This is a genomic window from Streptomyces sp. NPDC002328, from assembly GCF_042890065.1.
In the GTDB taxonomy this organism is placed as follows: Bacteria; Actinomycetota; Actinomycetes; order Streptomycetales; family Streptomycetaceae; genus Streptomyces.
Genome location: NZ_JBIARQ010000014.1, coordinates 78657 through 103732, shown reverse-complemented (window position 1 = coordinate 103732; position 25076 = coordinate 78657). Strand labels below are relative to the sequence as shown.

Sequence of the window (25076 nt, the reverse complement as noted above, 5' to 3'; positions counted from 1 at the left end):
GGCCGGCTCACGGACGGCCCCACCGGGAGGAGTGACACACATGACCGACACACACGCAGGTGCAGGTGCAGGCGAATTCGAAGGCCGCAAGGTCGTGGCGATCACGGGAGCGAGCAGCGGGATCGGAGAGGCGACCGCTCGCCGGCTCGCCGCCGACGGACACCGCGTGTTCCTCGGAGCGCGCCGCACCGACCGTCTGCGGACGCTGGTGGAGGAGATCGCCGCCGCGGGCGGGACGGCGGCGTTCCAGCGGCTGGACGTCACCGACGCGGCTGACGTCCGGGCCTTCGTGTCCGCCGCGCGGGAGCGGTACGGACGGGTGGACGCAGTGGTCAACAACGCGGGGGTGATGCCGCTGTCGCCGCTGGACGCGCTGAAGGTCGACGAGTGGGACCGGATGATCGACGTGAACGTGCGGGGTGTGCTGCACGGCATCGCCGCCGGTCTGCCCGTGATGCGCGCCCAGGGCGGCGGCCACTTCGTGAACGTCGCGTCGGTGGGCGCGTACGAGGTCTCCCCCACCGCGGCGGTCTACTGCGCGACGAAGTTCGCCGTCCGCGCGATCTCCGAGGGCCTGCGCCAGGAGTCCGACGGGGCCATCCGGGTCACCCTCGTCTCCCCCGGAGTCACCGAGTCCGAACTCGCCGACACCATCTCCGACCCGTCGGCCAGGGAGGCCATGAAAACCTACCGATCCGTGGCTCTCCCCGCCCTCGCCATAGCGGAGGCCATCGCCTACGCACTCGCCCAGCCGGCACAGGTCGACGTGAACGAGATAGTGGTCCGCCCCACGGCCAGCGCGCAGTGAGCGGCGACAGCGAGAACGCCTGCGGCCCGGCTCCTCAGTCGAGTCGAGTTCAGCGAAACAGTTCAACGAAGTCGCCCTCGGGATCACGCCGTGACGTTGTACGCCTCGGTGTCGAACTCGCCCAGGCGTCGGCGCATTCGGCCCGTCGACCAGGGCCAGCTGAAGCTGTTCACTCCGTTGGTGTCGAGGTAGTAGCTGGAGCAGCCGCCGGCGTTGTAGACCGTGGTGGGGAGGGCCTGTTGGACCTCGGCGTTGAAGGCGGCCTGGACTTCGGGGCGTACCTCCATGCTGGTCCAGCCGGACGACCGGGAGTGATGTATCGCCGCTGCCACGTAGTCCAGTTGGGCTTCCAGCACCATGAACGCCGAGGAGTGGCCCGTGCCCAGGTGCGGGCCGAGGAGGACGAACGCGTTGGGGAAGCCGCTGACCGTGGTGCCGAGGTAGGCGTCCGGGCTGCCCTTCCAGTGGTCGTCGAGGCTCGCGCCGTCGGCGTCGTGCACGCGGCGGGCGATGGGCATGTCGAGGATGTGGAAGCCGGTGCCCATGATGATGGTGTCCACTTCGGCGGTGCTGCCGTCCGCGCCGACGACCTGATTGCCTCGGACGCTGTCCACCGCCGTGGCGTGAACACTGACGTTGGGCCGGGTCAGCGCCGGATAGTACGTGTTCGACAGCAGCAGGCGCTTGCAGCCCAGGGTGTGGTCGGGGGTCAGGGCACGGCGGAGGCGGGGGTTCTTGACCGTCGCCCTGAGGTGGAGGTCGCCCACCTTCTGCACCGCGCGCAGGAGAGCGGGGTGCCGGAAGCCCGCGCCGAGCGCTTCCAGCGCCGCGTACTCCGCGCCGCGCAGGGCCCGTTGGGCCACCGGGAACCGTCGCATGAGCCCGCGTTCGACACGAGGGACGTAGTGGTCGGGCTTGGGCAGCACCCACTGGGCCGTGCGCTGGAACAGGTGCAGCCGGCTCACCCGGGGCTGTATCGCCGGGACGAACTGCACGGCCGACGCGCCGCTGCCCACCACCGCCACCCGCGCGCCGTCCAGTTGATGGTCGTGACGCCAGCGCGAGGAGTGGAAGACCGTGCCGGGGAAGTCGGCGAGGCCCGGAATGTCGGGGGTCAGCGGCTCGTGCCACGGGCCCGCCGCCGAGATCAGGAAGCGGGCGGTGTAGCGACCGCGGTTCGTGTCGACGTGCCACCGGGCCTCGTTCGGCTGCCACTGCGCCCGCAGGACCTCCGTGCCGAAGCGGATGAGGGGCGTGATCCCGTATTGGGACGCGGTGTCGTCCAGGTAGGCGCGGATCTCCGCCTGGCCGGCGAAGGCGCGCGTCCACTCGGGGTTGGGCGCGAAGGAGTAGGAGTACAGGGCGGACGGCACATCGCACGCACAGCCCGGGTAGGTGTTGTCCCGCCAGGTGCCGCCGAGGTCGTCCGCCTTCTCCAGCAGCACCAAGTCCCGTACGCCCGACCGGCGCAGCTTGACCGCGGATCCGATGCCGCTGATCCCGCTGCCTATGATCAGCACCTCCACGTCACGGGGCTCGGTCGTGCGGAGACCTGCGTCCGGGGCATCGCTCGGGCGGGGCATGTCGTGACTCCTGTGATGGGGGGATGGGGGGATGGGGGGAGGGGAACGGACTGCGGGGCGGCGGCGGGCGCGTGATCCGCCGATTCAACTTCCGGACGCCTCAACTTCCGGACGCATCAACTTCCGGACGCATCAACCACCGGACGCATCAACTACCGTGCGCGGCACCGCCGTTCGCAAGCTCTCCCGGACAACCCCCCGCGTCGTGCGCAACGCCCTCTCCAGCACCGCCGGCCGCCGCCGCGGATCCATGAAGTTGCCGCCCATCGTGGCCAGGTCGGCCGCGGTGGGCTCGATGCGGATCACCCGGGTGCCGGCCGCGCGCAGGGCGGCGCACTCGGCGTTCAGGGTGCGGGTCATGGCGCGGCGCAGCAGAGCCTCGGCGCGGCCGAGTCCGCTGCGGCGTCCCGGGACTACCGAGCTCATCGGCGCGACGACGTACACCTCGTCGAGCCGGCGCTCCAGCAGCAGGTCCGCCGAGGTGGGTGAGCTGATGCCGCCGTCGGCGTAGAGACGGCTGTCGATGCGCACGGGAGGGAACCAGCCGGGGATCGCCCAGGAAGCGCGCAGCGCGTCACGGAGGGCGGCCTTCGGGGCTTCGGGGTGTCCGAAGAGGGTGCGGCGGCCCGTGTCGAGGTCGGTGGCGACCAGCCAGGTCGCGGGGTGCCCTACCCATGCGCCGTCGGGGGCCAGGCGGTCGGCCAGGGCGGCCAGCCATGCCGCGTCGCCACGCCCCCGGGGCAGCAGGCCGGACAGCCCGGTCAGGGCGGGGACGGCTCCTCTCAGCGCGTGTCCGGCGAGCCGGGGCGCTCCGAGGAGGAGCGCGGGCCGGGGCGGGACACGGCGGGGCGGATGCGCGAAGTGCCGTACCAGCTCGGGGCGGGCGTCCCCGGAGGCGAGCTGCGCCGCCAGCAGTTCGTCCACGCCGACGCCGGCGCCCAGCAGTGCCGCGAGCTCCGCCCCTGCCGAGGTGCCCACCAGGACGTCCGCGTCGCGGGGATCCCAGGCGGTGGCCTGTCGCAGCGAGTGCAGGGCGGCGATCGTCCAGGCCGTGCCGAGGGTGCCGCCGCAGCCCAGCACCAGGCCTCGGGATGGTGTGCTCCGCGTGCCGTGCACGATCACTGGGTGCTCCGCTCTCCCGATCGGGATACCGATGAGATCCGGATACTAGCGGTATTCGAACGGCGTGCACAGGCCGTGACGGAGATAAGATCCGGGAGTCGGCACTAGGGAAAAGGGAAACAGGACATGGCCCGCCTCAGCCGCGTCGAGAGTCAGGAGCTCACCCGCGAGCGGCTCGTCGCCACCGCGCGCACGCTGTTCCTGCGGAACGGCTACGCGGCCACCTCCCTCAGCGACGTCGCGGAGACGGCCGGCTACTCCAAGGGCGCGGTCTACTCCAACTTCCGCAACAAGGACCGCCTCTGCCTCGCCGTCCTCGACGACATCCGCGCCGAGCAACTGGAGATGCTCACGGCCTCGGTCATGGGCGACGGGCCCGTCGACGAGCGTCTCGCCGCGTTCACGGCGTGGGGCGAGGCGCACATCGGGGACGAGGCCTGGACGACGTTCGAGGTCGAGTTCCTCACCCGGGCCCGGCACGACGAGGAGCTCCGCGAGGAGATGACGGCGCGCGTCGGGCTGATCCGGCAGATGCTGGCCCAGCTCCTCGAAGCCCTGGCCCAGGAGTCGGGCGCCCGCCTGGCCATGCCCGCCGACCGGGCCGCGGCGACGCTGCTCAGCCTGGGCATCGGACTGGGCGTCCAGCGGGTCGCCGACCCGTCCGTCCCGACGACGGTGCTGACCGACACCCTGCGCCTCTTCCTGGGGCTGGACGCGGCGAACCCGTAGGGGCCCCGGCCTCGGAGGCACCGCGAGCCCTCGGGAGCCCGGTCCCGGAAGTACCGCGAGCCTTCAGGCACCCGGTCCCGGACGTCCGGCGAGCCTTCAGGCGCCCGCTTTCGCAGGTACCGCGCGCCTTGCGGTGTGAGAGCCTGGTGGCAGGGGCTCGTCTGCGGATGGGACCGGGACATGGGCGCTTTGAGCCTGCCCCACGACGACGGCGCGCAGGGCCTGCTCCACGACGACGCCAGGGTCGATCCGTTCGGCCTCTCGGCCGTCGCGCTGCTGGTCGTGGACGCGGACGGGCTCGTCGAGTACTGGAGCGCCGCGGCGGAGGACCTGCTCGGCTACGCGGCGGCCGACGTACTGCGCCGTCCGGTGGCGTCCCTGCTCGGCGGCGAGGTCGTCGCCGCGGCACTGCGACGCGGACCGACGGGCGACGACCGTTGGGCGGGACGGGTCTCCGTATGTCACCGCGCGGGTCACCAGGTGGAGCTCGCGCTCCGAGTGCGCGCCCTGCCGGCGGGAGACGGGCGAGAGGGCTGGCTCGCCGCCGTGTGCGCCGCCACCCGGGTGAACGACTGGGATCTGCACCAGGCAGCGATGCGGGGTCTGCTGGACCGGTCCCCGATCGGGGTGGCCGTGCTCGACGCCGACCTGCGCTGCCGGTGGGCCAACGACCTCCTGGCCGGCATGGAGGACCTCCAGCCATCGCAGCAGCGGCACGCCCTGCTCCGGCCGGCCGACGGCGACGGCGGCGGCATCAGCGGCAGCGGCAGCGGCAGCGGCAGCGGCGGAGCGGCGATGCCGCCGGCAGTGGAGCGGCAGGCCCGTCAGGCGCTGGCGGTGGGCGAGACCGTTTCCTCCTTCGAGCATGTGACGCCCCCGTCCGGATCCCGCCGGCGCGGCCCCGCGCGTCTGAGACTGCGGTCGTCCGTCCCGCTGCGCGACCGGTTCGGCGTCGCCTTCGGGGTGTGCCAGAGCGCGGTCGACTTCGACGACCAGGACCGTGCGCGCCAACGGCTGCTGCTGGTGAACGAGGCCAGCGAGCGCATCGGGACGACGCTGGACCTGGAGCGCACCGTCGCGGAACTGGCGGAGATCCTGGTGCCGCGGGTCGCCGACTTCGCGGCGGTGGACCTGCTCGACGACGTCCTCGCCGGGGCGGATCCCGTGCCGCCGCGTCACCGCGGCGGCCAGGACGGTCTCTCCCGCGCCGCGCACCTGTCGATCCGCGCCGATCATCCGGAGGTGGTCGTGGAGATCGGCGCGGCCACCCGGTATCCGGCGCAGTCGCCCCAGAGCCGGAGCCTGGCCACCGGCCGGGCCGTGCGCACCGCGGCCGTGACGCCGTCGACGCGCTGGCTCAGCGACGACCCGCTGCGGCAGAGCCCGTTCGTCCGGATCGGCGTGCACTCCCACATGGTGGTGCCGCTGCGGGCGCGGGGCGTGACAGCGGGCGTGGTGACGCTGCTGCGCTGGGAGAATCCCGATCCGTTCGACGAGGACGATCTGCTCCTCGTCGAGGAGCTGTCCGCCCGGGCGGCCGTGTGCGTGGACAACGCCAGGCGCTTCGCCCGTGAGCACAGCGCGGCGCTGGCGCTCCAGACGAGTCTGCTGCCTCCCGCGCTGCCGCATCACACGGCCGTCGAGGTGGCGTACCGGTATCTGCCCGCGGACGCGGAGGCCGGCGTGGGCGGGGACTGGTTCGACGTCATCCCGCTGTCCGGCGCCCGGGTGGCCCTGGTGGTGGGGGACGTCGTGGGGCACGGCATCCACGCGGCGGCCAGCATGGGGAGGCTGCGCGCGGCCGTGCAGACGCTCGCCGACATGGATCTGCCGCCCGAGGAGCTGTTGGCGCACGTCGACGACCTCGTCCTGCGGCTGGCCGAGGAGGCCGAGGCGAGCGCCGAGGGGCCGGTGGTCGTCGGCGCGACATGCGTGTACGCGGTGTACGACCCGATCGTTCACAAGCTGTGCGCGGCACGGGCGGGGCATCCCAGTCCGGGGATCGCGCACATGCGGGAGCCCGTCGGCTTCCTCGACGTTCCCGCGGGACCTCCGCTCGGCCTCGGTGGTCTGCCGTTCGAGTCCGCCGAGATCGATCTGGAGGAGGGAAGCGTCCTCGCCTTCTTCACCGACGGTCTGATCGAGGCGCACGACCATGACGTGGACACCGGCCTGGAGCGGCTGTCCTTCGCGCTGGCCCATCCCGACCGGCCGCTCGAGGAGATCTGCGAGACCATGGTGCGCACCCTGCTGCCCGACCGGCCCCGGGACGACGTCGCGTTCCTCGTGGTGCGGACCCGCACCCTGAGTCCCGACCGGGTGGCGTCGTGGGAGTTCACGCCCACTCCGTCGGCCGTGCCGGAGGCCAGACGCCGTGCGACGGCGCAGCTCACCCGGTGGGGTCTGGCCGATCTCGCGTTCACGACGGAGCTGATCGTCAGCGAGCTGATCACCAACGCGGTGCGACACGCCCGCGGCCCCGTCTCCCTGAGGCTGATCCACGAGCGGGCCCTCACCTGCGAGGTGTCCGACGCGAGCAACACCTCGCCGCGCATGCGGCGCGCGCGGTACACGGACGAGGGCGGTCGTGGGCTGTTCCTGGTGGCCCAGGTCGCGCAGCGCTGGGGCACGCGCTACACGCCGAAGGGCAAGACGATCTGGACGGAGCAGTCGCTCCCGTAGTCCCCGTTCGCCGTAGTCCCCGTTCGCCGTAGCCCCCCTCGCCCGTCGTCAACGGTCGGACGCGGACGCCTGCGACACGATGCCGCGGGCACCGCGCGCGGTCGCGTACGCGTCGGGCTCCGGCAGGGTGATGAGCAGCAGGGTCACGTCGTCGTCGTGGACCGAGGTGTCCGGGATGAGGGTGTCGACCAGTCGGGCCGCGGCCCGGTCGAGCGTCTCCACGTCCTGGGCGGCGCACCGCAGCGCGGCCCCCAGGGTGTGCGCGAGGACGTCGATCTGGGCGTCGATGTCGGTGCCGGGCCGCTCGACCAGGCCGTCGGTGTAGAGGGCGAGGGTGGTGCCCGGCGCCAGCGGCTGTGTCGTCGCGCGGTAGGGCGTCCCGTCGCCGCGCACATGGTTGACGCCCAGCGGCACGTTGACGTGGGTCCGCAGGAGACGGGCGGTGCCCTCGGGGCGCAGCGCGATGACGGGCAGATGTCCGGCCGAGCACAGGGTGACCTCGTGGGCGTCCTGGTCGATCACCAGGTACAGGCAGGTGACGAGCTGGTCGGCGAGGTCGCTGACGAACGCGTCCAGCCCGGCCATGAGCCGGCCGGGCGGGATGCCCGTGCGGGCCAGCGCGTGCGACGCGGCGCGCAGCTGGCCCATGACGGCGGCCGCTTCCAGGCCCCGGCCCATCACGTCGCCGATGACGACGCCGGTGCGCGCCTCGTCCAGCGGGATGATGTCGAACCAGTCGCCGCCGACCCCGGGGTCCTGGGCGGACGCCAGGTACCGGTGGGCGCTGGGCAGACAGGCCAGGCGGGGCGGGTCCCCCATGAGGCTGTGCTGGAGGGTGTAGGCGATGCGCCGCTGCTGCTCGTAGCGCAGGGCGCGTTCGCTCTCGACGTGTCTGCGTTCGGTGATGTCCCGCACGGTGAGGAACACCAGCACTTCCTGTTCGGCCTGGAAGATGCCGGCGCTCACCTCGACGGGGAAGGCCCTGCCGCCGCTGTGCAGTCCGTACAGCCCCGTGCCCAGGACGACCGGGCGCGGGCGGCGCGCCCCCAGGTAGCGGCGGAGGAGGGCGTGGTGGCGGGCGCGCTGCGGGCCGGGCACGAGCTCGTCGACGCTGGTCCCGACGAGTTCGGCCGGTATGTGCCCGAACACCGGTTCCACCTGGGCGTTGGCCATGACGATGGTGCCGTGGCCGTTCGTGATCAGCGTGGCGTCGGGGGCGGACTCCAGCAGGGCGAGGAAGCGCCGGTTGGTCCGTTCGACCTCGTGCTGGGCGGCGACGCGTTCGGTGATGTCGGTGACGACTCCGCACACGGCGTACGGCCTGCCGTCCGGGTCCTTGAGCGGGAACAGGCTGGTGAGGAAGTCCCGCGGGCCTCCCGGCAGCCCGAGGCGTTCCTGCCGTTGCACCGGGACTCCCCGTTCGAGCATGTCGAGGTCGGCGGCCCGCGCCTGACGTGCCAGGTCCGACGGCAGGACGTCCTCGTCCCGGCGGCCCAGGACGTGCCGGCGGGGCACGCCGGTGCTCTGCTCGAACGTCGTGTTGACGGCGAGGTAGCGCCCTTCGAGGTCCTTGATGAACACCATCGCGGGGGTGTGGTCCATGAACGCCTGGAGCAGCTCGTTCTGCCGCACCTTCCACTGGGCGCGGGCGTGCGCCACCTCGGTGCGGCGGCCCACGGCCAGGGCGGCGAAGGTGACCGCGGTGAACACGATCACATGGCCGCAGACCAGCAGGGCGGTCGTCATGTGGGTCCCGTACAGCCCGGCGTTCGCACCGGCCAGGACCGCCTTGCCCAGCAGCAGCGGCGCGACGAGGGCGGTGAGGATCAGCCGGCGTCCCAGGGCGCCGGTGGCGCCGGCGTTGGTCAGCAGTCCGGCGGGGCCCTCGCCGGGCCGGGCCAGGAACGCCGCGACGCCCAGCAGCACCAGGGCGAGCGCGGTGTGCAGGGCCATGGCCGTGTAGCCGCCGATCCGCTCCAGCTGGGGCACGCGGTAGACGAAGCCGCAGAGGCGCACCATGCCCGCTGCGGCCACGGCCAGGCCCGGGATCTGGCATGTCCAGGCCGGCAGCCGGGGCAGGCTCGCGCACAGGGTCGCCGCGCTCGCGAGGATCAGTGCGGCGGCCGTGTTCGGCGCCATCCGCCCGGGCGCCTCGGTGGCCGTGCGCGCGGTCTCCTCGAAGAGGAGTTCGTCGATGCCCAGGTTGGTGCCGGTCAGGTACTCCGCGGCGGTGAGCAGGCAGATCACGGCGACCAGGGTCGCGGCGACGCGGGCCGCGGCGGTCGCCCTGGGGTCGGCGGGTCTGCGGATCACCGCGACCAGGGAGAGGCCGAGCGCCGGCAGCGCCACGGCGGTGTTCGGCTTCATGGAAGCGTGGGAGTCGGGGAGCAGTTCCTTCAGGAGGTCGCTGCCGGTGATCCAGCCGGCCAGCCCCATCAGGCCGAGCAGGGCCGCCGTGAGAGCCGCGCCCTGGGCCGCCGCGCGCGCGGCGGCCAGCCCGCGCTCGTGGAAGGGCAGCGCCTCGGCCTGCCCGGCGTCGGGCGCGCCGCGCACCCCATGGACCCGCCGCTTTCTCTCTGCCACAGGATTCTCATCTCGTGGGTGAATCCCCTACCGGCACCAATCAGCTTAAAGGCCGCGAAGAGCGCGCAGGATCGGCTGTGAGATGAGCGACACCGCTCCAGGGGGCGGTGGCATGCGCGGGGCGCCGTCCGTTGGGACGGATGCTGTCAGGCATACGGCGCCCCGCGATCCTGCAATCTAACCGTTATTGCAAACTCATCGCAATAAGAACCCGGCCGGACCGCGGAGAGGCGTCGGTCATTCGTCGCCCTCCAGGTCGCCCTCCGTCTCCAGGTACACCTGCCGCAGCTCCTCCAGGACCGCCGGGTCGGGCTTCTCCCACATGCCGCGCGACTCCGCCTCCAGCAGGCGTTCCGCGATGCCGTGCAGGGCCCAGGGGTTGGCCTGTTGCAGGAACTCGCGGTTGGCGGGGTCCAGGACGTAGGTCTGGGTGAGCTTGTCGTACATCCAGTCGGCGATCACACCGGTCGTGGCGTCGTAGCCGAACAGGTAGTCCACGGTCGCGGCGAGTTCGAAGGCGCCCTTGTAGCCGTGGCGGCGCATCGCCTCGATCCACTTGGGGTTGACCACTCGCGCGCGGAAGACACGGGAGGTCTCCTCCACGAGGGTGCGGGTGCGGACCGTCTCGGGGCGGGTGGAGTCGCCGATGTACGCCTCGGGGGCGGTGCCGCGCAGGGCGCGGACCGTGGCGACCATGCCGCCGTGGTACTGGAAGTAGTCGTCGGAGTCGGCGATGTCGTGCTCGCGGGTGTCGGTGTTCTTCGCGGCCACCGCGATCCGCTTGTACGCCGTCTCCATCTCCTCGCGGGCCGGACGGCCGTCCAGTTCACGGCCGTAGGCGTAGCCGCCCCAGACGGTGTAGACCTCGGCGAGGTCGGCGTCGGTGCGCCAGTCCCGGGAGTCGATGAGCTGGAGCAGTCCGGCGCCGTACGTGCCGGGGCGGGAGCCGAAGATGCGGGTGGTGGCGCGGCGTTCGTCGCCGTGCTCGGCCAGGTCGGCCGCGACGTGCGCCCGTACGTGGTTGACCTCGGCCGGCTCGTCCAGCGACGCGGCCAGCCGCACGGCGTCGTCGAGCAGCCCGATGGTGTGCGGGAACGCGTCGCGGAAGAAGCCCGAGATGCGCAGCGTGACGTCGATGCGGGGGCGGCCCAGTTCTTCGTACGGGATGGGCTCCAGGCCCGTCACGCGGCGGGAGGCGTCGTCCCAGACGGGGCGGACGCCGAGCAGGGCGAGGGCCTCGGCCACGTCGTCGCCGGCGGTGCGCATCGCGCTGGTGCCCCACAGGGACAGGCCGACGGACGTGGGCCAGTCGCCGTTGTCCGTGCGGTAGCGCTCCAGGAGCGAGTCGGCGAGGGCCTGTCCGGTCTCCCAGGCGAGCCGGGAGGGGACGGCCTTGGGGTCGACGGAGTAGAAGTTGCGGCCCGTCGGCAGGACGTTGACCAGACCGCGCAGCGGGGAGCCCGAGGGGCCGGCCGGGACGAAGCCGCCGGCCAGCGCGTGGACGGCGTGGTCGAGTTCGTCGGTCGTGGCCGACAGGCGCGGGACGACCTCGCGGGCCGCGAACTCCAGGATGGCGGCGACCTGTTCGCCGTGCCCGGCGGGGACGGCGGCCACGTCCCAGTCCGCGTCCTCCATCGCCTGGACCAGGGCGCGGGCCTGCTCCTCGGCCTGGTCGGCGGTGGTGCGGGTGGCGGCCGACTCGTCGAGGCCGAGGGCTTCGCGCAGGCCCGGCAGGGCGGTCGCGCCGCCCCAGATCTGGCGGGCGCGCAGGATGGCGAGGACGAGGTTGACGCGGTCGGCGCCGGCGGGCGGGCTGCCGAGGACGTGCAGACCGTCGCGGATCTGGGCGTCCTTGACCTCGCAGAGCCAGCCGTCGACGTGGAGGAGGAAGTCGTCGAAGCCGTCGTCCTCGGGGCGGTCGTCCAGCCCGAGGTCGTGGTCGAGCTTGGCGGCCTGGATGAGGGTCCAGATCTGGGCACGGATCGCGGGGAGCTTCGCCGGGTCCATGGAGGAGATCTGGGCGTACTCGTCGAGGAGCTGCTCAAGTCGCGCGATGTCGCCGTAGGAGTCGGCGCGGGCCATCGGCGGGACGAGGTGGTCGACGAGGGTGGCGTGGACCCGGCGCTTGGCCTGGGTGCCCTCACCGGGGTCGTTGACCAGGAAGGGGTAGACGAGGGGCAGGTCGCCGAGGGCGGCGTCGGGGCCGCAGGCGGCGGACAGGCCGGCGTTCTTGCCGGGCAGCCACTCCAGGTTGCCGTGCTTGCCGAGGTGGACCATGGCGTCGGCGCCGAAGCCGCCGTCGTCCGCGCGCGCGGCGATCCAGCGGTAGGCGGCCAGGTAGTGGTGGGAGGGCGGCAGGTCCGGGTCGTGGTAGATGGCGATGGGATTCTCGCCGAAGCCGCGCGGGGGCTGGATGATGATCAGCAGATTCCCGAAGCGCAGGGCGGCGAGGACGATGTCGCCCTCGGGGTTGCGGCTGCGGTCGACGAACATCTCGCCGGGCGCCGGGCCCCAGTGCTCCTCCACCGAGGTGCGCAGCTCCTCGGGGAGCGTCGCGTACCAGCGGCGGTAGTCGGCGGCCGGGATGCGGACGGGGTTGCGGGCGAGCTGCTCCTCGGTGAGCCAGGCCTGGTCGTGGCCGCCGGCCTCGATCAGCGCCCGGATCAGCTCGTCGCCGTCGCCGGAGACCAGGCCGGGGATGTCGGCGCCGCCGAAGTCGTAGCCCTCGTCGCGCAGGCGGCGCAGCAGGGCGATCGCGCTGGCGGGGGTGTCCAGGCCGACCGCGTTGCCGATGCGGGAGTGCTTGGTCGGGTAGGCGGACAGCACGAGCGCGAGGCGCTTGTCGGCGTTGGCGATGTGGCGGAGCCGCGCGTGGCGTACGGCGATCCCGGCGACGCGGGCGGCGCGCTCGGGGTCGGCGACGTAGGCCGGGAGGCCGTCCTCGTCGATCTCCTTGAAGGAGAACGGGACGGTGATCAGACGGCCGTCGAACTCGGGGACGGCGATCTGGCTGGCCGCGTCGAGCGGGGAGACGCCCTCGTCGTTGTCCTCCCAGTCGGCGCGCGAGCCGGTGAGGCACAGGGCCTGGAGGATCGGCACGTCCAGGCCGGTGAGCGCGCCCGCGTCCCAGGACTCGTCGTCGCCGCCCGCGGAGGCCTCGGCGGGCTTGGTGCCGCCGGCGGCGAGGACGGTGGTGACGATGACGTCGGCGGCGCGCAGCTCCTCGATCAGCTCCGGCTCGGGGGCGCGCAGGGAGGCCACGTACAGGGGCAGCGGCCGGGCGCCCGCCTCCTCGACGGCGTCGCACAGGGCGCCGACGAAGGCGGTGTTGCCGCTCATGTGGTGGGCGCGGTAGTAGAGCACCGCGACGGTCGGTCCTTCGCTCTCCTCGGCCTCCCGGGGCAGCGGGCCCCAGGTGGGGGCGGCGGCGGGGGCGTCGAAGCCGTGGCCGGTGAGCAGGACCGTGTCGGAGAGGAAGCGGGCGAGCTGCTCCAGGTTGGCGGGCCCGCCGTGCGCGAGATAGGCGTGGGCCTCGGCGGCGATGCCGACGGGGACCGTGGAGGCCGCCATCAGCTGCGCGTCGGGGGCCTGCTCGCCGGTGAGGACGACGACCGGGCGGCCGTCGGCGAGCAGCAGGTCGAGCCCCTCCTCCCAGGCGCGCAGGCCGCCGAGGAGGCGTACGACGACCAGGTCGACGCCGTCGAGGAGGGCCGGCAGGTCGTCGAGGGGGAGGCGGGAGGGGTTGGCGAAGCGGTAGGCGACCGGGCCGGTGGCCGCACGAGCGCTGAGCAGGTCGGTGTCGGACGTCGACAGCAGGAGGATCATGCGGCGTCTGGCCTTCCTCGGGGTCCGCGCCCCGGGCGGTGTCGGACGGCGGGAGTTCCTGACTCGCCCGGCCTGTCCAGGGCCGGGCTCACAGTGGCGGGACCGCGCCGGACTCGCACCGGGCTTCCTCCCCTGTCGCCGTCGTGGCGTGAGCGGATCGGGATGATCCACCAAGCAGCATAGTAAGGGGCGGGGGAAGAGGCCCCGAAGTGCATCGTGCCTGATGGTGGGTATGCTCGCCGCCATGTCCACGGCTGACCTTCGTTCATCGCCCGAGGCCCCGTCGGCCTCGCGCGAACGCGGTGACGCCTGCCCCGGCACCCTGCGGCTGCACGCGGCGGACGACGGCGCGCTGGCCCGGATCCGGATCCCCGGCGGCGTCCTGACCGTACGGCAGGCGGTGGCGCTCGCCGAGGCCGCCACGCGGCTGGGCGACGGCGACCTGCACCTCACCTCGCGCGGAAACGTGCAGGTGAGAGGCCTGGGTGAGGGCTGCGGCGGGGAGCTGGCCGCACTGCTGGACGCGGCCGGACTGCTCCCCTCCCCCACGCACGAACGGGTCCGCAACGTCGTCGCCTCCCCGCTGTCCGGCTGTGACGGGCGGGGTCTGCTCGACGCACGGCCGTGGCTGTCGGCGCTGGACGCGGCGCTCTGCGCGAGCGAGGAGGCGCGGGCGCTGTCCGGGCGCTTCCTGTTCGCGCTCGACGACGGGCGCGGGGACGTGGCCGGGCTGGACGCGGACGTGACGCTCCGGGCGACGGCGGACGGCGGCGCGGAACTCGCCCTCGGCTCGGCCGGCGAGGCGCTGATCGTGCCCGCCGGGGAGGCGGCGCGGGCCGCCTCGGCAGCCGCCGAGACGTTCCTGGAGCGGATGCGGGCCGGCGGGACGAACGTCTGGCGGGTGGACGAACTCGCGCTCGGCAACGACGAGTTGCTGGGCGCGGTGGAGCGTCGGCTGACGGCCTGGGGCATCGGACACGAGCGCCGGGCGCGGAACACCGGCCGTACGCAGGGCCCCCCGCCTGGAGTTGTGGGCGAGGCCCTGTCCGCGCATGTGCCCCTGGGCCGGCTCTCGGCTCTCCAGTGGCGGGAGTTGACGTCGGTCGCCTCCGGTGAGCTGCGGCTGACGCCGTGGCGCGGTGTGGTCCTTCCCACACCCGCGATCACGGCCGCACGCGCGGCGGAGTCGCTCGCCCGGCTCGCCGCCGCCGGACTCGTCACCGATCCCGACTCGCCCTGGCTGCGGATCGGCGCCTGCGTCGGCCGGCCCGGTTGCGGGAAGTCCAGGGCCGATGTGCGGGCCGACGCGACGGAGACCCTCGATGCGGCCGGCCCGGGCGGTCTCCCCCTGTACTGGTCGGGGTGTGAACGCCGCTGCGGGCATCCTCGGGGCGACCGGATCGACGTGGTCGCCGCACCGGAGGGCGGCTACCGGCTCTCCACCGCCGTGGCCGGACAGGAACCCCGCACCACCTCCATCGACCATCCCTCCCAGCTCGCCGCCGGCCTGGCGGCGATCACACACGAGCCGCACGACGACCGAGAGCAGTGAGAAGAAGACCGTGACCACGTACGACTACGAGAAGGACGGCGCGGCCATCTACCGCCAGTCCTTCGCCACGATCCGGGCGGAGGCCGACCTCGACGGCCTGCCCGCCGACATCAGCCGGGTCGCGGTCCGGATGATCCACGCCTGCGGCATGGTCGACCTCGTACGGGACCTGGACTGCACGCCCGCCGTCGTGACCCGCGCCCGCGAGGCGCTGCGCTCCGGCGCGCCCATATTCACCGACGTGCAGATGGTGGCCAGCGGAGTGACCCGCAAGCGGCTGCCCGCCGACAACGACGTGCTGTGCACCCTGTCCGACCCGACCGTCCCGGACCTCGCGGCCAAGCTCGGCACCACGCGCACCGCCGCCGCGATGGAGCTGTGGCGGGACCGGCTGGAGGGCTCGGTGGTCGCCGTCGGCAACGCGCCCACCGCGCTGTTCCGGCTGCTGGAGATGATCGAGGAGGGCGCGCCCCGGCCCGCCGCCGTGATCGGCGTGCCGGTCGGGTTCGTCGGCGCGGTGGAGTCCAAGGAGGCGCTGGCGACGCATCCGTCCGGCCTGGAGTACCTGGTGGTGCGGGGACGGCGGGGCGGCAGCGCCCTCGCCGCCGCCGCGCTCAACGCGATCGCGAGCGAGGAAGAGTGAGCGGCAAGCTGTACGGCGTCGGGCTGGGCCCCGGCGACCCGTCCCTGATGACCGTCCGGGCCGTCGAGGTGATCGCCGAGGCGGACGTGATCGCGTACCACAGCGCCCGGCACGGCCGGTCGATCGCTCGCTCGATCGCGGCGAAGCACATCCGCGCCGACCATGTCGAGGAGCGGCTGGTCTACCCGGTCACCACGGAGACCACCGACCACCCGGGCGGCTACCAGGGCGCGATCGACGAGTTCTACGCCGAGGCCGCGGCCCGGCTCGCCGCGCATCTCGACGCGGGCCGCACGGTGGCCGTCCTCGCCGAGGGCGACCCGCTCTTCTACGGCTCCTACATGCACATGCACAAGCGGCTGGCCGACCGCTACGACACCGAGGTGATCCCCGGGGTCACGTCGGTGTCCGCCGCCGCGGCCCGGCTCGGCGCTCCGCTCGTCGAGGGCGAGGAGGTGCTGACGATCCTCCCGGGCACGCTCCCCGAGGAGGAGCTGACCGCGCGGCTCGCCGCGACGGACGTGGCCGTGGTGATGAAGCTGGGCCGCACCTTCTCCAAGGTCCGCCGGGCGATGGAGACTTCGGGGCGGCTGGGCGAGGCCCGGTATGTGGAGCGGGCCACCATGGCCGGCGAGCGGGTCGGTGAACTGGCGGACGTGGACGCGGAGTCGGTGCCGTACTTCTCGGTGGCCGTGCTGCCGAGCCGGGTCGACGCCGAGCGGCCCGAGGCGCGGGAGAGCGGCGAGGTCGTCGTCGTCGGGACCGGCCCGGCCGGCCCGCTGTGGCTGACGCCCGAGACGCGGGGCGCGCTCGCCGCCGCCGACGACCTCGTCGGCTACACCACCTACCTCGACCGGGTGCCGGAGCGCGCCGGGCAGGTGCGGCACGGCTCGGACAACAAGGTCGAGTCGGAGCGCGCCGAGTTCGCCCTCGACCTGGCCCGGCGGGGGCGGCGGGTGGCCGTCGTCTCCGGCGGCGACCCGGGGGTGTTCGCCATGGCGACGGCCGTCCTGGAGATCGCCTCGCAGAAGGAGTACCAGGACGTTCCGGTGCGGGTGCTGCCGGGCGTGACCGCCGCCAACGCGGCCGCCGCCCGCGCGGGTGCGCCGCTCGGGCACGACTACGCCACGATCTCGCTCTCCGACCGGCTCAAGCCGTGGGAGGTCATCGCCGAGCGGCTGCGGGCCGCTGCCTCGGCCGATCTGGTGCTCGCCCTGTACAACCCGGGCTCGCGCAGCCGTACCCGGCAGGTGGGCGAGGCCCGTGAGCTGCTGCTGGAGCTGCGGGCGGCGGACACGCCGGTCGTGGTGGCGCGGGACGTGGGCGGCGCCGGCGAGAGCGTGCGGATCGTGCGGCTGGCCGACCTCGATCCGGCCGAGGTCGACATGCGGACGATCCTGCTGGTCGGCTCCTCACAGACGCAGGTCGTACGGCGCGGCGACGGCGAGGAGATCGTCTGGACGCCTCGCCGGTACCCGGAGGCGTGAGGGGGCGGGAGGCAGGCGTGAGGCGATGCGGCACCGCCGGCCGTGCCCGGCGGTGCCGCACCGGTGCCGGTCCCGAGCAGGTGCCGTGGGCGGGGCACCGCCCGTTCGCTGGACGCGCTTGCCGCACGTGCGGTACCGCCCGCTCCCCGCGCACGCGGGGCCGTCCGCCGGGCGGTGTCGTGGGCGGTGCTCAGGTCTGCGGGGGGACCGGAGGCAGGCCGAGGTGTTGGGTGAGCCAGTCGGCCGCCCGCTCCGGGTCGGGCGCGACCGGGACGTCCTCGGGTGCCTCGGGCCGCCGGACCACGACCACGGGGACCCCGGCCTCCCGGGCCGCGGTCAGTTTCGGCGCGGTGGCCGCTCCCCCACTGTCCTTCGTCACGACGACGTCGATGCGGTGGCGGCGCAGCAGCTCACGCTCGCCGTCCAGGGTGAAGGGCCCCCGGTCGAGCAGCACCTCCATGCGCGGCGGGTGCGGCGGCTCGGGCGCGTCGACGGAGCGTACGAGGAACCACGGGCCGGTCAGGTCCGCGAAGGCGGCGAGGCCCATCCGGCCGGTGGTGAGGAAGATCCGCTCCCCCAGGCCGGGCAGCAGCCCGGCCGCCTCCTCCAGCGAGCCGGCCTCGTGCCAGCGGTCGCCCTCGACGGGGACCCAGCCGGGGCGGCGCAGGGCGAGCAGGGGAACATGGGCGGTGGCGGCGGCCCGAGCCGCGTGGAAGCTGATGGTCCCGGCGAAGGGGTGGGTGGCGTCGATGAGCGCGTCGACGGCGTTCTCGCGCAGCCACGCCGTGAGCCCCTCGGTCCCGCCGAACCCGCCGACGCGGACCTCGCCCGGCGGCAGCCGGGGGCTGGCGACCCGCCCGGCGAGGGAGCTGGTCAGCCGCAGACCGGGCGTGCCGTGCAGCAGTTCGGCGAGGCGGCGGGCCTCCGTGGTGCCGCCGAGGATCAGTACGTGCATGGAAGTCCAGGTCCGTTCATGAGCAACAGCGAGTCACAGGGCGCCGGCGAGTCCGCCGCGGGAAGCGCCGACGAGGCGAAGGGCGGCCGGAGTGCCCAGTTGAAGCACACCGGTCTGCGGCCCGGCTGGACCACCGGCGCCTGTGCGACGGCGGCCACGACGGCCGCGTACACCGCGCTGCTGACCGGCGAGTTCCCCGACCCGGTGACGATCACGCTGCCCAAGGGGCAGACGCCGTCGTTCGCGCTGGCGGCCGAGGAGCGGACGGACGCGTACGCGATGGCGGGGGTCGTGAAGGACGCGGGCGACGATCCCGACGTCACGCACGGCGCGCTGATCCGGGCCACGGTACGGCGGCTGCCCGCCGGCACCGGGGTCGTCTTCAGGGCGGGCCCGGGGGTCGGCACCGTCACCCGGCCCGGTCTGCCGCTGTCCGTCGGCGAGGCCGCCGTCAACCCGGTCCCGCGAAAGATGATGTGCGACCACGTCGCCGAGGTCGCGGCCCGGCACGGCGACGCCGGCGACGTCGAGATCACCGTCTCCGTCGACCACGGCGAGGAGATCGCCCGCTCGACCTGGAACCCGCGGCTCGGCATCCTCGGCGGGCTGTCCATCCTGGGCACGACCGGGATCGTGGTGCCGTACTCCTGTTCGGCGTGGATCGACTCCATCCGGCGGGGCGTGGACGTGGCGCGGGCGGCCGGGCGGACGCATGTCGCGGGGTGCACCGGGTCGACGTCGGAGAAGACGGTCGTCGCCGAGTACGACCTGCCCGAGGACGCCCTGCTCGACATGGGCGACTTCGCGGGCGCGGTGCTGAAGTACGTCCGCCGCCACCCCGTCGACCGGCTCACCGTCTGCGGCGGCTTCGCCAAGCTGTCCAAGCTGGCCGCGGGCCACCTCGACCTGCACTCGGCCCGCTCGCAGGTCGACAAGGGCTTTCTCGCCGCACTCGCGCGACGCGGCGGCGCGGACGAGGCGCTGGCCGCCGAGGTGGCCGTCGCCAACACCGGGCTCGCCGCGCTCCAGCTGTGCATGGCGGCCGGGGTGCCGCTGGGCGACCTGGTGGCGACGGCGGCCCGCGACGAGGCGCTGGCCGTGCTGCGGGGCGCGCCGGTCGCGGTGGACGTGATCTGCATCGACCGGGCGGGGACGGTCGTGGGCCGCAGCGCGGTGGCCTGACCGTCCTGTGCGGGAGACGGCTCAGTCACCGGCCGGGCCCACGCGGAGGCGGTTGCCGTCCGGGTCCCGCAGCTCCAGCTCGCGGCCCCAGGGCGCCTCCTCGGGCCGTACGCCGAACTCCTCGGCCACCGCGTCGAGATCGGCGACCCGCAGATACACCAGGGTGTCGGGGCGGGCGTCCCCCTCGTGCTCCGACAGGTACAGCCGGACCCGGCCACGGGCGACCTCGGTGAACACCGGGAAGCCGGGCTCGAAGCGGTGCTCCCACTGCTGCCGGAAGCCCAGCCGCGCGTACCAGTCGACGGCGACGGCCGCGTCCCGTACGCGCAGGATCGGGATGATCTCCTCGCGGACGCCGCCGCTGTCGCTCAGCACGAGTGGCGGTCCCGTTCCGGCGAGTACAGGTGGCTGTCGCGGAACTGCTCCGCCCCCAGCGTCCGCCCGACCATGATCACGGCCGTGCGCAGCACTCCGGCCTCCTTCACCCGCGCGGCGATCTCGTCGAGCGAGCCGCGGATGATCAGCTCGTCGGGGCGGGACGCGTAGGCGACGACGGCGGCGGGGCAGTCGGCGCCGTAGTGCGGGAGGAGTTCGTCGACGACGCGGTCGACGTACCGGGCCGCCAGGTGCAGCACGATCAGCGCGCCGCTGCGGCCGAGCGTGGCGAGGTCCTCGCCCTCCGGCATGGCGGTGGCGCGCTCGGCGACGCGGGTGAGGATGACGGTCTGGCCGACGGTCGGCACGGTCAGCTCCCGCTTGAGGGCTGCCGCGGCGGCGGCGAACGCGGGCACGCCCGGGACGACCTCGTACGGCACCCCGGCCGCGTCGAGCCGCCGCATCTGCTCGGCGACGGCGCTGAACACGGACGGGTCCCCGGAGTGCAGCCGGGCCACGTCGTGGCCCTCCTCGTGGGCCCGGAGCAGTTCGGCGGTGATCTGGTCCAGGTCGAGCCGCGCGGTGTCCACCAGCCGCGCGTCCGGCGGGCATTCGGCCAGCAGTTCGCGCGGGACGAGGCTGCCCGCGTACAGGCAGACCTGGCAGGCGGCGAGCGTGCGTGCGCCGCGCACCGTGATCAGGTCGGCGGCGCCGGGGCCGGCGCCGATGAAGTACACGGTCATCTGTCTGCTCCTGAGGACGGGTTGATCTTCTGTACGGCCCACTGGGTCACCGGCATCGCCTGCCGCCACCCGGTGAAGCCGCCGACGGGCACGGCGTGCGCGACGGCCAGCTTCACCAGTTCGCCGCCGTGCCGCCGGTAGGCGTCGGCGAGCAGCGCCTCCGACTCCAGCGTCACGGTGTTGGCGACGAGCCGCCCCCCGTAGGGCAGTGCCTCCCAGCAGGCGTCGAGGAGTCCGGGGGCGGTGAGTCCGCCGCCGATGAACACGGCGTCGGGGGGCGGGAGTTCGGCGAGGGCGACGGGTGCGGCGCCGGTGACGATCCGCAGGCCGGGCACGCCCAGCCGCTCCGCGTTGCGGGCGATGCGTTCGGCGCGCACGGGATCGCGCTCGACGGTGATCGCGCGGCACGAGGGGTGGGTGCGCATCCACTCGACGGCGATGGAGCCGGAGCCGCCGCCGACGTCCCACAGCAGTTCGCCGGGCGCGGGGGCGAGCGCGCCGAGCGTGGCGGCGCGGATGTGCCGTTTGGTGAGCTGTCCGTCGTGCTCGTAGGCCTCGTCCGGGAGCCCGGGGGCCGCGCCGAGCCGCAGGGCCTCCGGGGCGCGGCGGCACACGACGGCGACGATGTTGAGGGGATCGCCGGGCGGCGGGGAGCCGGGCCAGTCGTCGGCGGCGATCGCGGCGGTGACGCGCTCCGCGGGGCCGCCGAGCTGTTCCAGGACCCGCAGCCGGCTGGGCCCGAAGCCGCGGTCCCGCAGCAGGGCGGCGACCTCGCCGGGGGTGCCGGCGCCCGCGCTGAGCACGAGGAGCCGCCGGCCCTCGTGCAGGGCGGCGGCGAGGCGGGCCGTGGGGCGGCCGACGACCGTGACGACGTCGACGTCCTCCAGGGGCCAGCCGAGGCGGGCGGCGGCGTAGGAGGCGGAGGAGGGGTGCGGCAGGACGCGCAGGGCGTCGCCGTCGGTCTCCTCGGCGAGGGCGCGTCCGATGCCGTAGAACATGGGGTCCCCGCTGGCGAGGACGGCGATGCGGCGGCCCGCGTGCGCGGCGAGCAGGGCGGGGACGGCGGGCCGCAGGGGTGAGGGCCAGGCGATCCGCTCCCCGGCGCACTCCGCGGGCAGCAGGTCCAGTTGCCGCGGACCCCCGATCAGCGCCTCGGCGTCGCGCAGTGCGGCGCGCGAGGCGTCCGGGAGCCCGGCCCACCCGTCGGCTCCGATTCCGACGACGGTGACGACGGACGACGACGGTCCTGGCCGTGCGGGCTTCACTGCGCGTACCTCGTGTTTCGGGGGCAACAGGGGCGCACTCTACTGGGCGGGGAGGGGTTCGCCGGTGCTCGGGTGCACGTCATCGGGCTTTCTTGGCGCGTTACAGGTGCCGCGTACGGCGGCGGACTGCAACCGAATCCACGGCGGTCGGCCCCTCAACTGGCCTTCGGGCGCGTCGCGTTGGGTGTGTCGTCAGCCGGGGGCAGCGGTCTTGCCGGTGGGCGGGCCCGGGGGGCCGTGTCGGCCTTGACGTATCTCTGCGCGACCGCCTGGCACACTGTCCGGGTCCGACGGTCCGGTGAAGGAGGATCCGCATGTCGATGGTCGGCAACCTGCGCAAAGTCGCTAACATGGCGCGGCGCAGCCGACGCCGCCGCGTGGACCTCAGTCATCCCGCGCGCTCCCCGCTCGGCTCGACGGTCGTCAACTGCGTCGTCTACCGCGACGGCGTCCGGCAGCCGGGCACGGACTCGGTGGAGGAGGCCGTCCGGCAGGCCCGCAAGCACCGGGGCGGGTTCGTGTGGCTGGGTCTGCACGAGCCCCGCGCGGAGGAGATCGCCGGGGTGGCGGAGCTGTTCGGTCTGCACCCCCTCGCCGTCGAGGACGCCGTCCACGCGCATCAGCGGCCCAAGGTGGAGCAGTACGGCGAGGTACTGTTCGCCGTCTTCAAGACGGTCACGTACGTGGAGCACGCCGAGCTGACCGCGACCAGCGAGGTCGTCGACACCGGCGAGATCATGATCTTCACGGGCCCCGACTTCGTCGTCACCGTCCGCCATGGCCGTCACGGCTCGCTCGGTCCCCTGCGCGAGGATCTCGAAGCGGAGCCGGAGCAGTTGGCGAAGGGTCCCTCCGCGGTGCTGCACGCGCTGGCCGACCATGTGGTCGACGACTATCTGTCGGTCGCCGAGGCCGTTCAGAACGACATCGACCAGGTCGAGACCGACGTCTTCTCCCCGCACAGCCCCCGCAACGCCGACGCCGGGCGCATCTACCAACTCAAGCGTGAGCTGCTGGAGTTGAAGCGAGCGGTGGTCCCGCTCGCCCGCCCTCTGGACCGGTTGGCCACCGAACCCCGCGCCTGTGTCGACAAGGAGATACAGGCGTACTTCCGGGACGTCGCCGACCATCTCACCCGCGTCACCGAACAGATCACGGCGTTCGACGGCCTGCTCGACTCCATCCTCCAGGCCCACCTCGCCCAGGTGACCGTCGCCCAGAACGAGGACATGCGCAAGATCACCGCCTGGGCGGCGATCATCGCCGTCCCCACCATGGTGTGCGGCGTCTACGGCATGAACTTCGACCACATGCCCGAACTCCGCTGGCGCTTCGGCTACCCCTTGGTCCTGACGGTCATCGCCACGGCTTGCTTCGTCATCCACCGCGGCTTCAAACGCAACGGCTGGCTATGAGCCACCGACCGCCTACTCCCACCGCTCACAACCGGTCGCTCATCTCGTGGTGGAGGCCGAAGTCTCGGTGGTGTCGACCACGGTGAGGTTTTCGCGTTGCACTCGTTCGGTGCCCCAGGCTCCGAGGGGGCCGAGTACCTCGTTGAGGGTGCTTCCGTGTTCTGTGAGGGAGTACTCCACCTTCGGCGGCACCTCGGCGTAGATCCTGCGGTGGACGAGGCCGTCCGCCTCCATCTCGCGCAGATGCTGGGTCAGCATCTTCTCGCTCACTCCGGGCAGGCCGCGGCGGAGTTCCGCGAAGCGGCGTACACCGTGGACGTGGAGTTCCCAGAGGATAAGGCCCTTCCACTTGCCGCTCACCACGTCGAGCGCGGCGTCGATGCCGCAGATGTAAGGCCCGCGTCTCGGCGCTGCCGCCATCGCTGATCCCCCTTACTAGAAGGTAAGTACCGCAGTAAATAGTGGGTACTTCCGAGACTAGCGGCGCTGTCCGAGCATGGAGGGGTGAACGAGAGAGAGAACCGACCCATTACGCAGAGCAACGCCGTCACCGTGATCGGGCTCGGCCCGATGGGCCAGGCGATGACCCGCACCCTCCTCACCGCCGGCCACCCCGTCACCGTCTGGAACCGCACCGCCCGCCGGGCCGACGGCGTCGTCGCCGACGGGGCGACCCTCGCGGCGACGCCACGCGAGGCGGTCGAGGCGAGCGACCTCGTGATCCTCAGCCTCACCGACTACAAAGCGATGTACGACATCCTCGACGGCTCCACCGCCTCCCTCGCCGGCCGGACCCTGGTCAACCTCAGCTCGGACACCCCCGACCGCACCCGAGAGGCGGCGGCCTGGGCGGCGAGCCACGGCGCCGCCTTCCTCACCGGCGGTGTCATGGTCCCGGCGCCGATGGTCGGCACGGAGGCGTCCCTCGTCTACTACAGCGGCCCCGACGAGGTGATGAACCGGCACCGGGCCGTGTTGGCGCCGCTCGGCACGCCGAGACACCTCGGCGCGGATCCCGGCCTCGCCCAGCTGATGTACCAAGCCCAACTCACCGTGTTCCTCAGCACCTTGTCCGCGCTGATGCACGCCACCGCGATGCTGGGCTCCGCGGGGATGAAGGCCGAGGAAATCCTGACGGAACTGCTCGCCACCGCCGACTCGGTCGGCGACATACTGAGGGCCGGCGAGGAGACCCCCGGCGCGGCGCTGGACGCCGGCGAGCATCCCGGCGACCTCAGCACGGTCACCATGATGGGCGCGACAGCGGACCACATCGTCGACACCAGCAGATCCCTCGGCCTCGACCTCGCCCTCCCCCTGGCCGTCCAGGCCCACTACCGCCACGCCCTCGACAACGGCCACGGCAGCGACAACTGGACCCGGATCATCGACGGCATCCGGGGATCCGGGACCTGACCCGGGACCCGAACCGGCGGCTCACCCGGCCGCCGCCACCCCGACGCCGAGAGCGATGAACAGGCCGCCGGTGAGGCGTTCCCAGCGGCGGCGCCATGCCGGCCGGTTCAGGATCGCGCGCAGCCGGGTCGCGACTCCCACCAGGGCCAGCCAGTAGACGACGCCGAGCAGCACGTCGAGCGCACCGAGCAGGAAGATCTGCCGGGTGACCGAGCCGCCGCCGTCCCGGTCGACGAACTGCGGCAGGACGCTGAGGAAGAACAGGGCCGCCTTCGGGTTGAGCAGGTTCGTGAGGAGTCCCTGGGTGAAGCCGTCACGGCGGCTGGGGATTTCCGCTTCCCGCGCGGGCGTCCGGCCGCGTTCCGGGGCGGCGGCGGCACGGCTGTCGAGCAGGGCCCGGACGCCCAGGTACACGAGATACGCGGCTCCCGCGAGCCTGATCGCGGTGAAGGCGTGGGCCGAGCCGGCGGCGATCACCGACAGGCCCAGCGCCGCGGCGCACATGTGCGCGCACAGGCCGGTCTGCGCTCCCAGGGCCGCCGCCCGGCCCAACTCCGGGCGGCGGCCCGGACGATGACCAGGAAGTCAGGGCCGGGCACCAGGTAGGCGAGCAGCACCACGGCGAGGAATCCCGTTAGGTCGACCGACATCGGTGTGCTCCGTTCCGCGTCCGGCCGTCGGACGTCCGTGCGGGGCGGGTTCCACCGGCGG

20 protein-coding genes and 1 riboswitch are annotated in these 25076 nt (G+C 73.4%); of the genes, 9 read left to right on the top strand and 11 right to left on the bottom strand.

The window, feature by feature from the left end; translation table 11 throughout:
- The first annotated feature begins 40 nt into the window (after nt 1–40).
- Nucleotides 41–808, top strand: a complete 768-nt coding sequence (locus tag ACFYX4_RS29460) for an SDR family oxidoreductase (RefSeq protein ID WP_389339641.1) — start codon at nt 41–43, stop codon at nt 806–808.
- An 83-nt stretch (nt 809–891) separates the two neighbouring features.
- On the opposite strand, the gene ACFYX4_RS29455 is transcribed toward ACFYX4_RS29460, so the two are convergent.
- Together ACFYX4_RS29455 and ACFYX4_RS29450 are read right to left on the bottom strand one after the other, a co-directional pair.
- Nucleotides 892–2391, bottom strand: a complete 1500-nt coding sequence (locus ACFYX4_RS29455; protein WP_389339639.1) for a flavin-containing monooxygenase — start codon at nt 2389–2391, stop codon at nt 892–894.
- Between the two features lie 132 nt (nt 2392–2523).
- Nucleotides 2524–3507, bottom strand: a complete 984-nt coding sequence (locus ACFYX4_RS29450) for a patatin-like phospholipase family protein (protein ID WP_389339637.1) — start codon at nt 3505–3507, stop codon at nt 2524–2526.
- A gap of 132 nt (nt 3508–3639) precedes the next feature.
- Between ACFYX4_RS29450 and ACFYX4_RS29445 the strand changes: the two genes are divergently transcribed.
- On the top strand, nt 3640–4242 hold the full coding sequence (locus ACFYX4_RS29445; protein ID WP_389339635.1) for a TetR/AcrR family transcriptional regulator: 603 nt from the start codon (nt 3640–3642) through the stop codon (nt 4240–4242).
- Nucleotides 4243–4422: 180 nt separating this feature from the next.
- Nucleotides 4423–6924, top strand: a complete 2502-nt coding sequence (locus ACFYX4_RS29440) for a SpoIIE family protein phosphatase (RefSeq protein WP_389339633.1) — start codon at nt 4423–4425, stop codon at nt 6922–6924.
- A gap of 48 nt (nt 6925–6972) precedes the next feature.
- Here ACFYX4_RS29440 and ACFYX4_RS29435 read toward each other — a convergent pair whose 3' ends face one another.
- Both ACFYX4_RS29435 and cobN read right to left on the bottom strand, forming a co-directional pair.
- A complete protein-coding gene (locus ACFYX4_RS29435) occupies nt 6973–9507 on the bottom strand; it encodes a SpoIIE family protein phosphatase (protein WP_389339631.1) in 2535 nt (844 codons plus the stop codon).
- Nucleotides 9508–9744: 237 nt separating this feature from the next.
- Nucleotides 9745–13332, bottom strand: coding sequence for a cobaltochelatase subunit CobN (cobN, locus tag ACFYX4_RS29430; protein ID WP_389339629.1), 3588 nt, complete (start codon nt 13330–13332; stop codon nt 9745–9747).
- 52 nt (nt 13333–13384) lie between these two features.
- Nucleotides 13385–13462, bottom strand: a riboswitch (cobalamin riboswitch).
- Nucleotides 13463–13564: 102 nt separating this feature from the next.
- On the opposite strand from cobN, the gene cobG reads away from it, so the two are divergent.
- From cobG to ACFYX4_RS29415, 3 genes are read left to right on the top strand one after another with little or no spacing between them, the layout of a single operon-like run.
- Nucleotides 13565–14884 (top strand): precorrin-3B synthase, encoded by a 1320-nt coding sequence (cobG, locus tag ACFYX4_RS29425; protein WP_389339832.1) that lies wholly within the window; start codon nt 13565–13567, stop codon nt 14882–14884.
- A 10-nt stretch (nt 14885–14894) separates the two neighbouring features.
- Entirely contained in the window at nt 14895–15527 is a 633-nt protein-coding gene (locus ACFYX4_RS29420; protein WP_389339627.1) for a precorrin-8X methylmutase, read from the top strand.
- On the top strand, nt 15524–17014 hold the full coding sequence (locus tag ACFYX4_RS29415; protein WP_389339625.1) for a precorrin-2 C(20)-methyltransferase: 1491 nt from the start codon (nt 15524–15526) through the stop codon (nt 17012–17014). Before ACFYX4_RS29420 ends, ACFYX4_RS29415 begins: the two co-directional genes overlap by 4 nt.
- 190 nt (nt 17015–17204) lie before the next feature.
- Here ACFYX4_RS29415 and ACFYX4_RS29410 read toward each other — a convergent pair whose 3' ends face one another.
- Nucleotides 17205–17969, bottom strand: a complete 765-nt coding sequence (locus ACFYX4_RS29410) for a cobalt-precorrin-6A reductase (RefSeq protein ID WP_389339623.1) — start codon at nt 17967–17969, stop codon at nt 17205–17207.
- 18 nt (nt 17970–17987) lie between these two features.
- Between ACFYX4_RS29410 and ACFYX4_RS29405 the strand changes: the two genes are divergently transcribed.
- Nucleotides 17988–19151: a cobalt-precorrin-5B (C(1))-methyltransferase gene (locus ACFYX4_RS29405; protein WP_389339621.1), complete on the top strand. Its 1164-nt coding sequence runs from the start codon at nt 17988–17990 to the stop codon at nt 19149–19151.
- A 21-nt stretch (nt 19152–19172) separates the two neighbouring features.
- Here the strand turns inward: ACFYX4_RS29405 and ACFYX4_RS29400 are convergent, their stop codons facing one another.
- Genes ACFYX4_RS29400 through cbiE form a run of 3 tightly spaced genes read right to left on the bottom strand, consistent with a single transcriptional unit; the run spans nt 19173 to nt 21534 of the window.
- Entirely contained in the window at nt 19173–19526 is a 354-nt protein-coding gene (locus tag ACFYX4_RS29400; RefSeq protein WP_389339619.1) for a glyoxalase superfamily protein, read from the bottom strand.
- Nucleotides 19520–20269: a precorrin-4 C(11)-methyltransferase gene (gene cobM, locus ACFYX4_RS29395; protein ID WP_389339617.1), complete on the bottom strand. Its 750-nt coding sequence runs from the start codon at nt 20267–20269 to the stop codon at nt 19520–19522. Before cobM ends, ACFYX4_RS29400 begins: the two co-directional genes overlap by 7 nt.
- On the bottom strand, nt 20266–21534 hold the full coding sequence (gene cbiE, locus ACFYX4_RS29390) for a precorrin-6y C5,15-methyltransferase (decarboxylating) subunit CbiE (RefSeq protein WP_389339615.1): 1269 nt from the start codon (nt 21532–21534) through the stop codon (nt 20266–20268). Before cbiE ends, cobM begins: the two co-directional genes overlap by 4 nt.
- Before the next feature lie 314 nt (nt 21535–21848).
- Between cbiE and ACFYX4_RS29385 the strand changes: the two genes are divergently transcribed.
- Entirely contained in the window at nt 21849–22949 is a 1101-nt protein-coding gene (locus ACFYX4_RS29385) for a magnesium and cobalt transport protein CorA (protein WP_389339613.1), read from the top strand.
- A 39-nt stretch (nt 22950–22988) separates the two neighbouring features.
- Here the strand turns inward: ACFYX4_RS29385 and ACFYX4_RS29380 are convergent, their stop codons facing one another.
- Nucleotides 22989–23369: a winged helix-turn-helix transcriptional regulator gene (locus ACFYX4_RS29380; RefSeq protein ID WP_389339611.1), complete on the bottom strand. Its 381-nt coding sequence runs from the start codon at nt 23367–23369 to the stop codon at nt 22989–22991.
- 84 nt (nt 23370–23453) lie between these two features.
- On the opposite strand from ACFYX4_RS29380, the gene ACFYX4_RS29375 reads away from it, so the two are divergent.
- A complete protein-coding gene (locus ACFYX4_RS29375; RefSeq protein ID WP_389339609.1) occupies nt 23454–24365 on the top strand; it encodes an NAD(P)-dependent oxidoreductase in 912 nt (303 codons plus the stop codon).
- 21 nt (nt 24366–24386) lie between these two features.
- Here ACFYX4_RS29375 and ACFYX4_RS29370 read toward each other — a convergent pair whose 3' ends face one another.
- Complete coding sequence (locus ACFYX4_RS29370) at nt 24387–24869, bottom strand: LysE family translocator (RefSeq protein WP_389339607.1); 483 nt, start codon at nt 24867–24869, stop codon at nt 24387–24389.
- Nucleotides 24839–25015 carry a hypothetical protein gene (locus ACFYX4_RS29365; protein ID WP_389339605.1) on the bottom strand — a complete coding sequence of 59 codons (177 nt, stop codon included), beginning with the start codon at nt 25013–25015 and terminating at the stop codon, nt 24839–24841. Before ACFYX4_RS29365 ends, ACFYX4_RS29370 begins: the two co-directional genes overlap by 31 nt.
- Nucleotides 25016–25076: the final 61 nt, after the last annotated feature.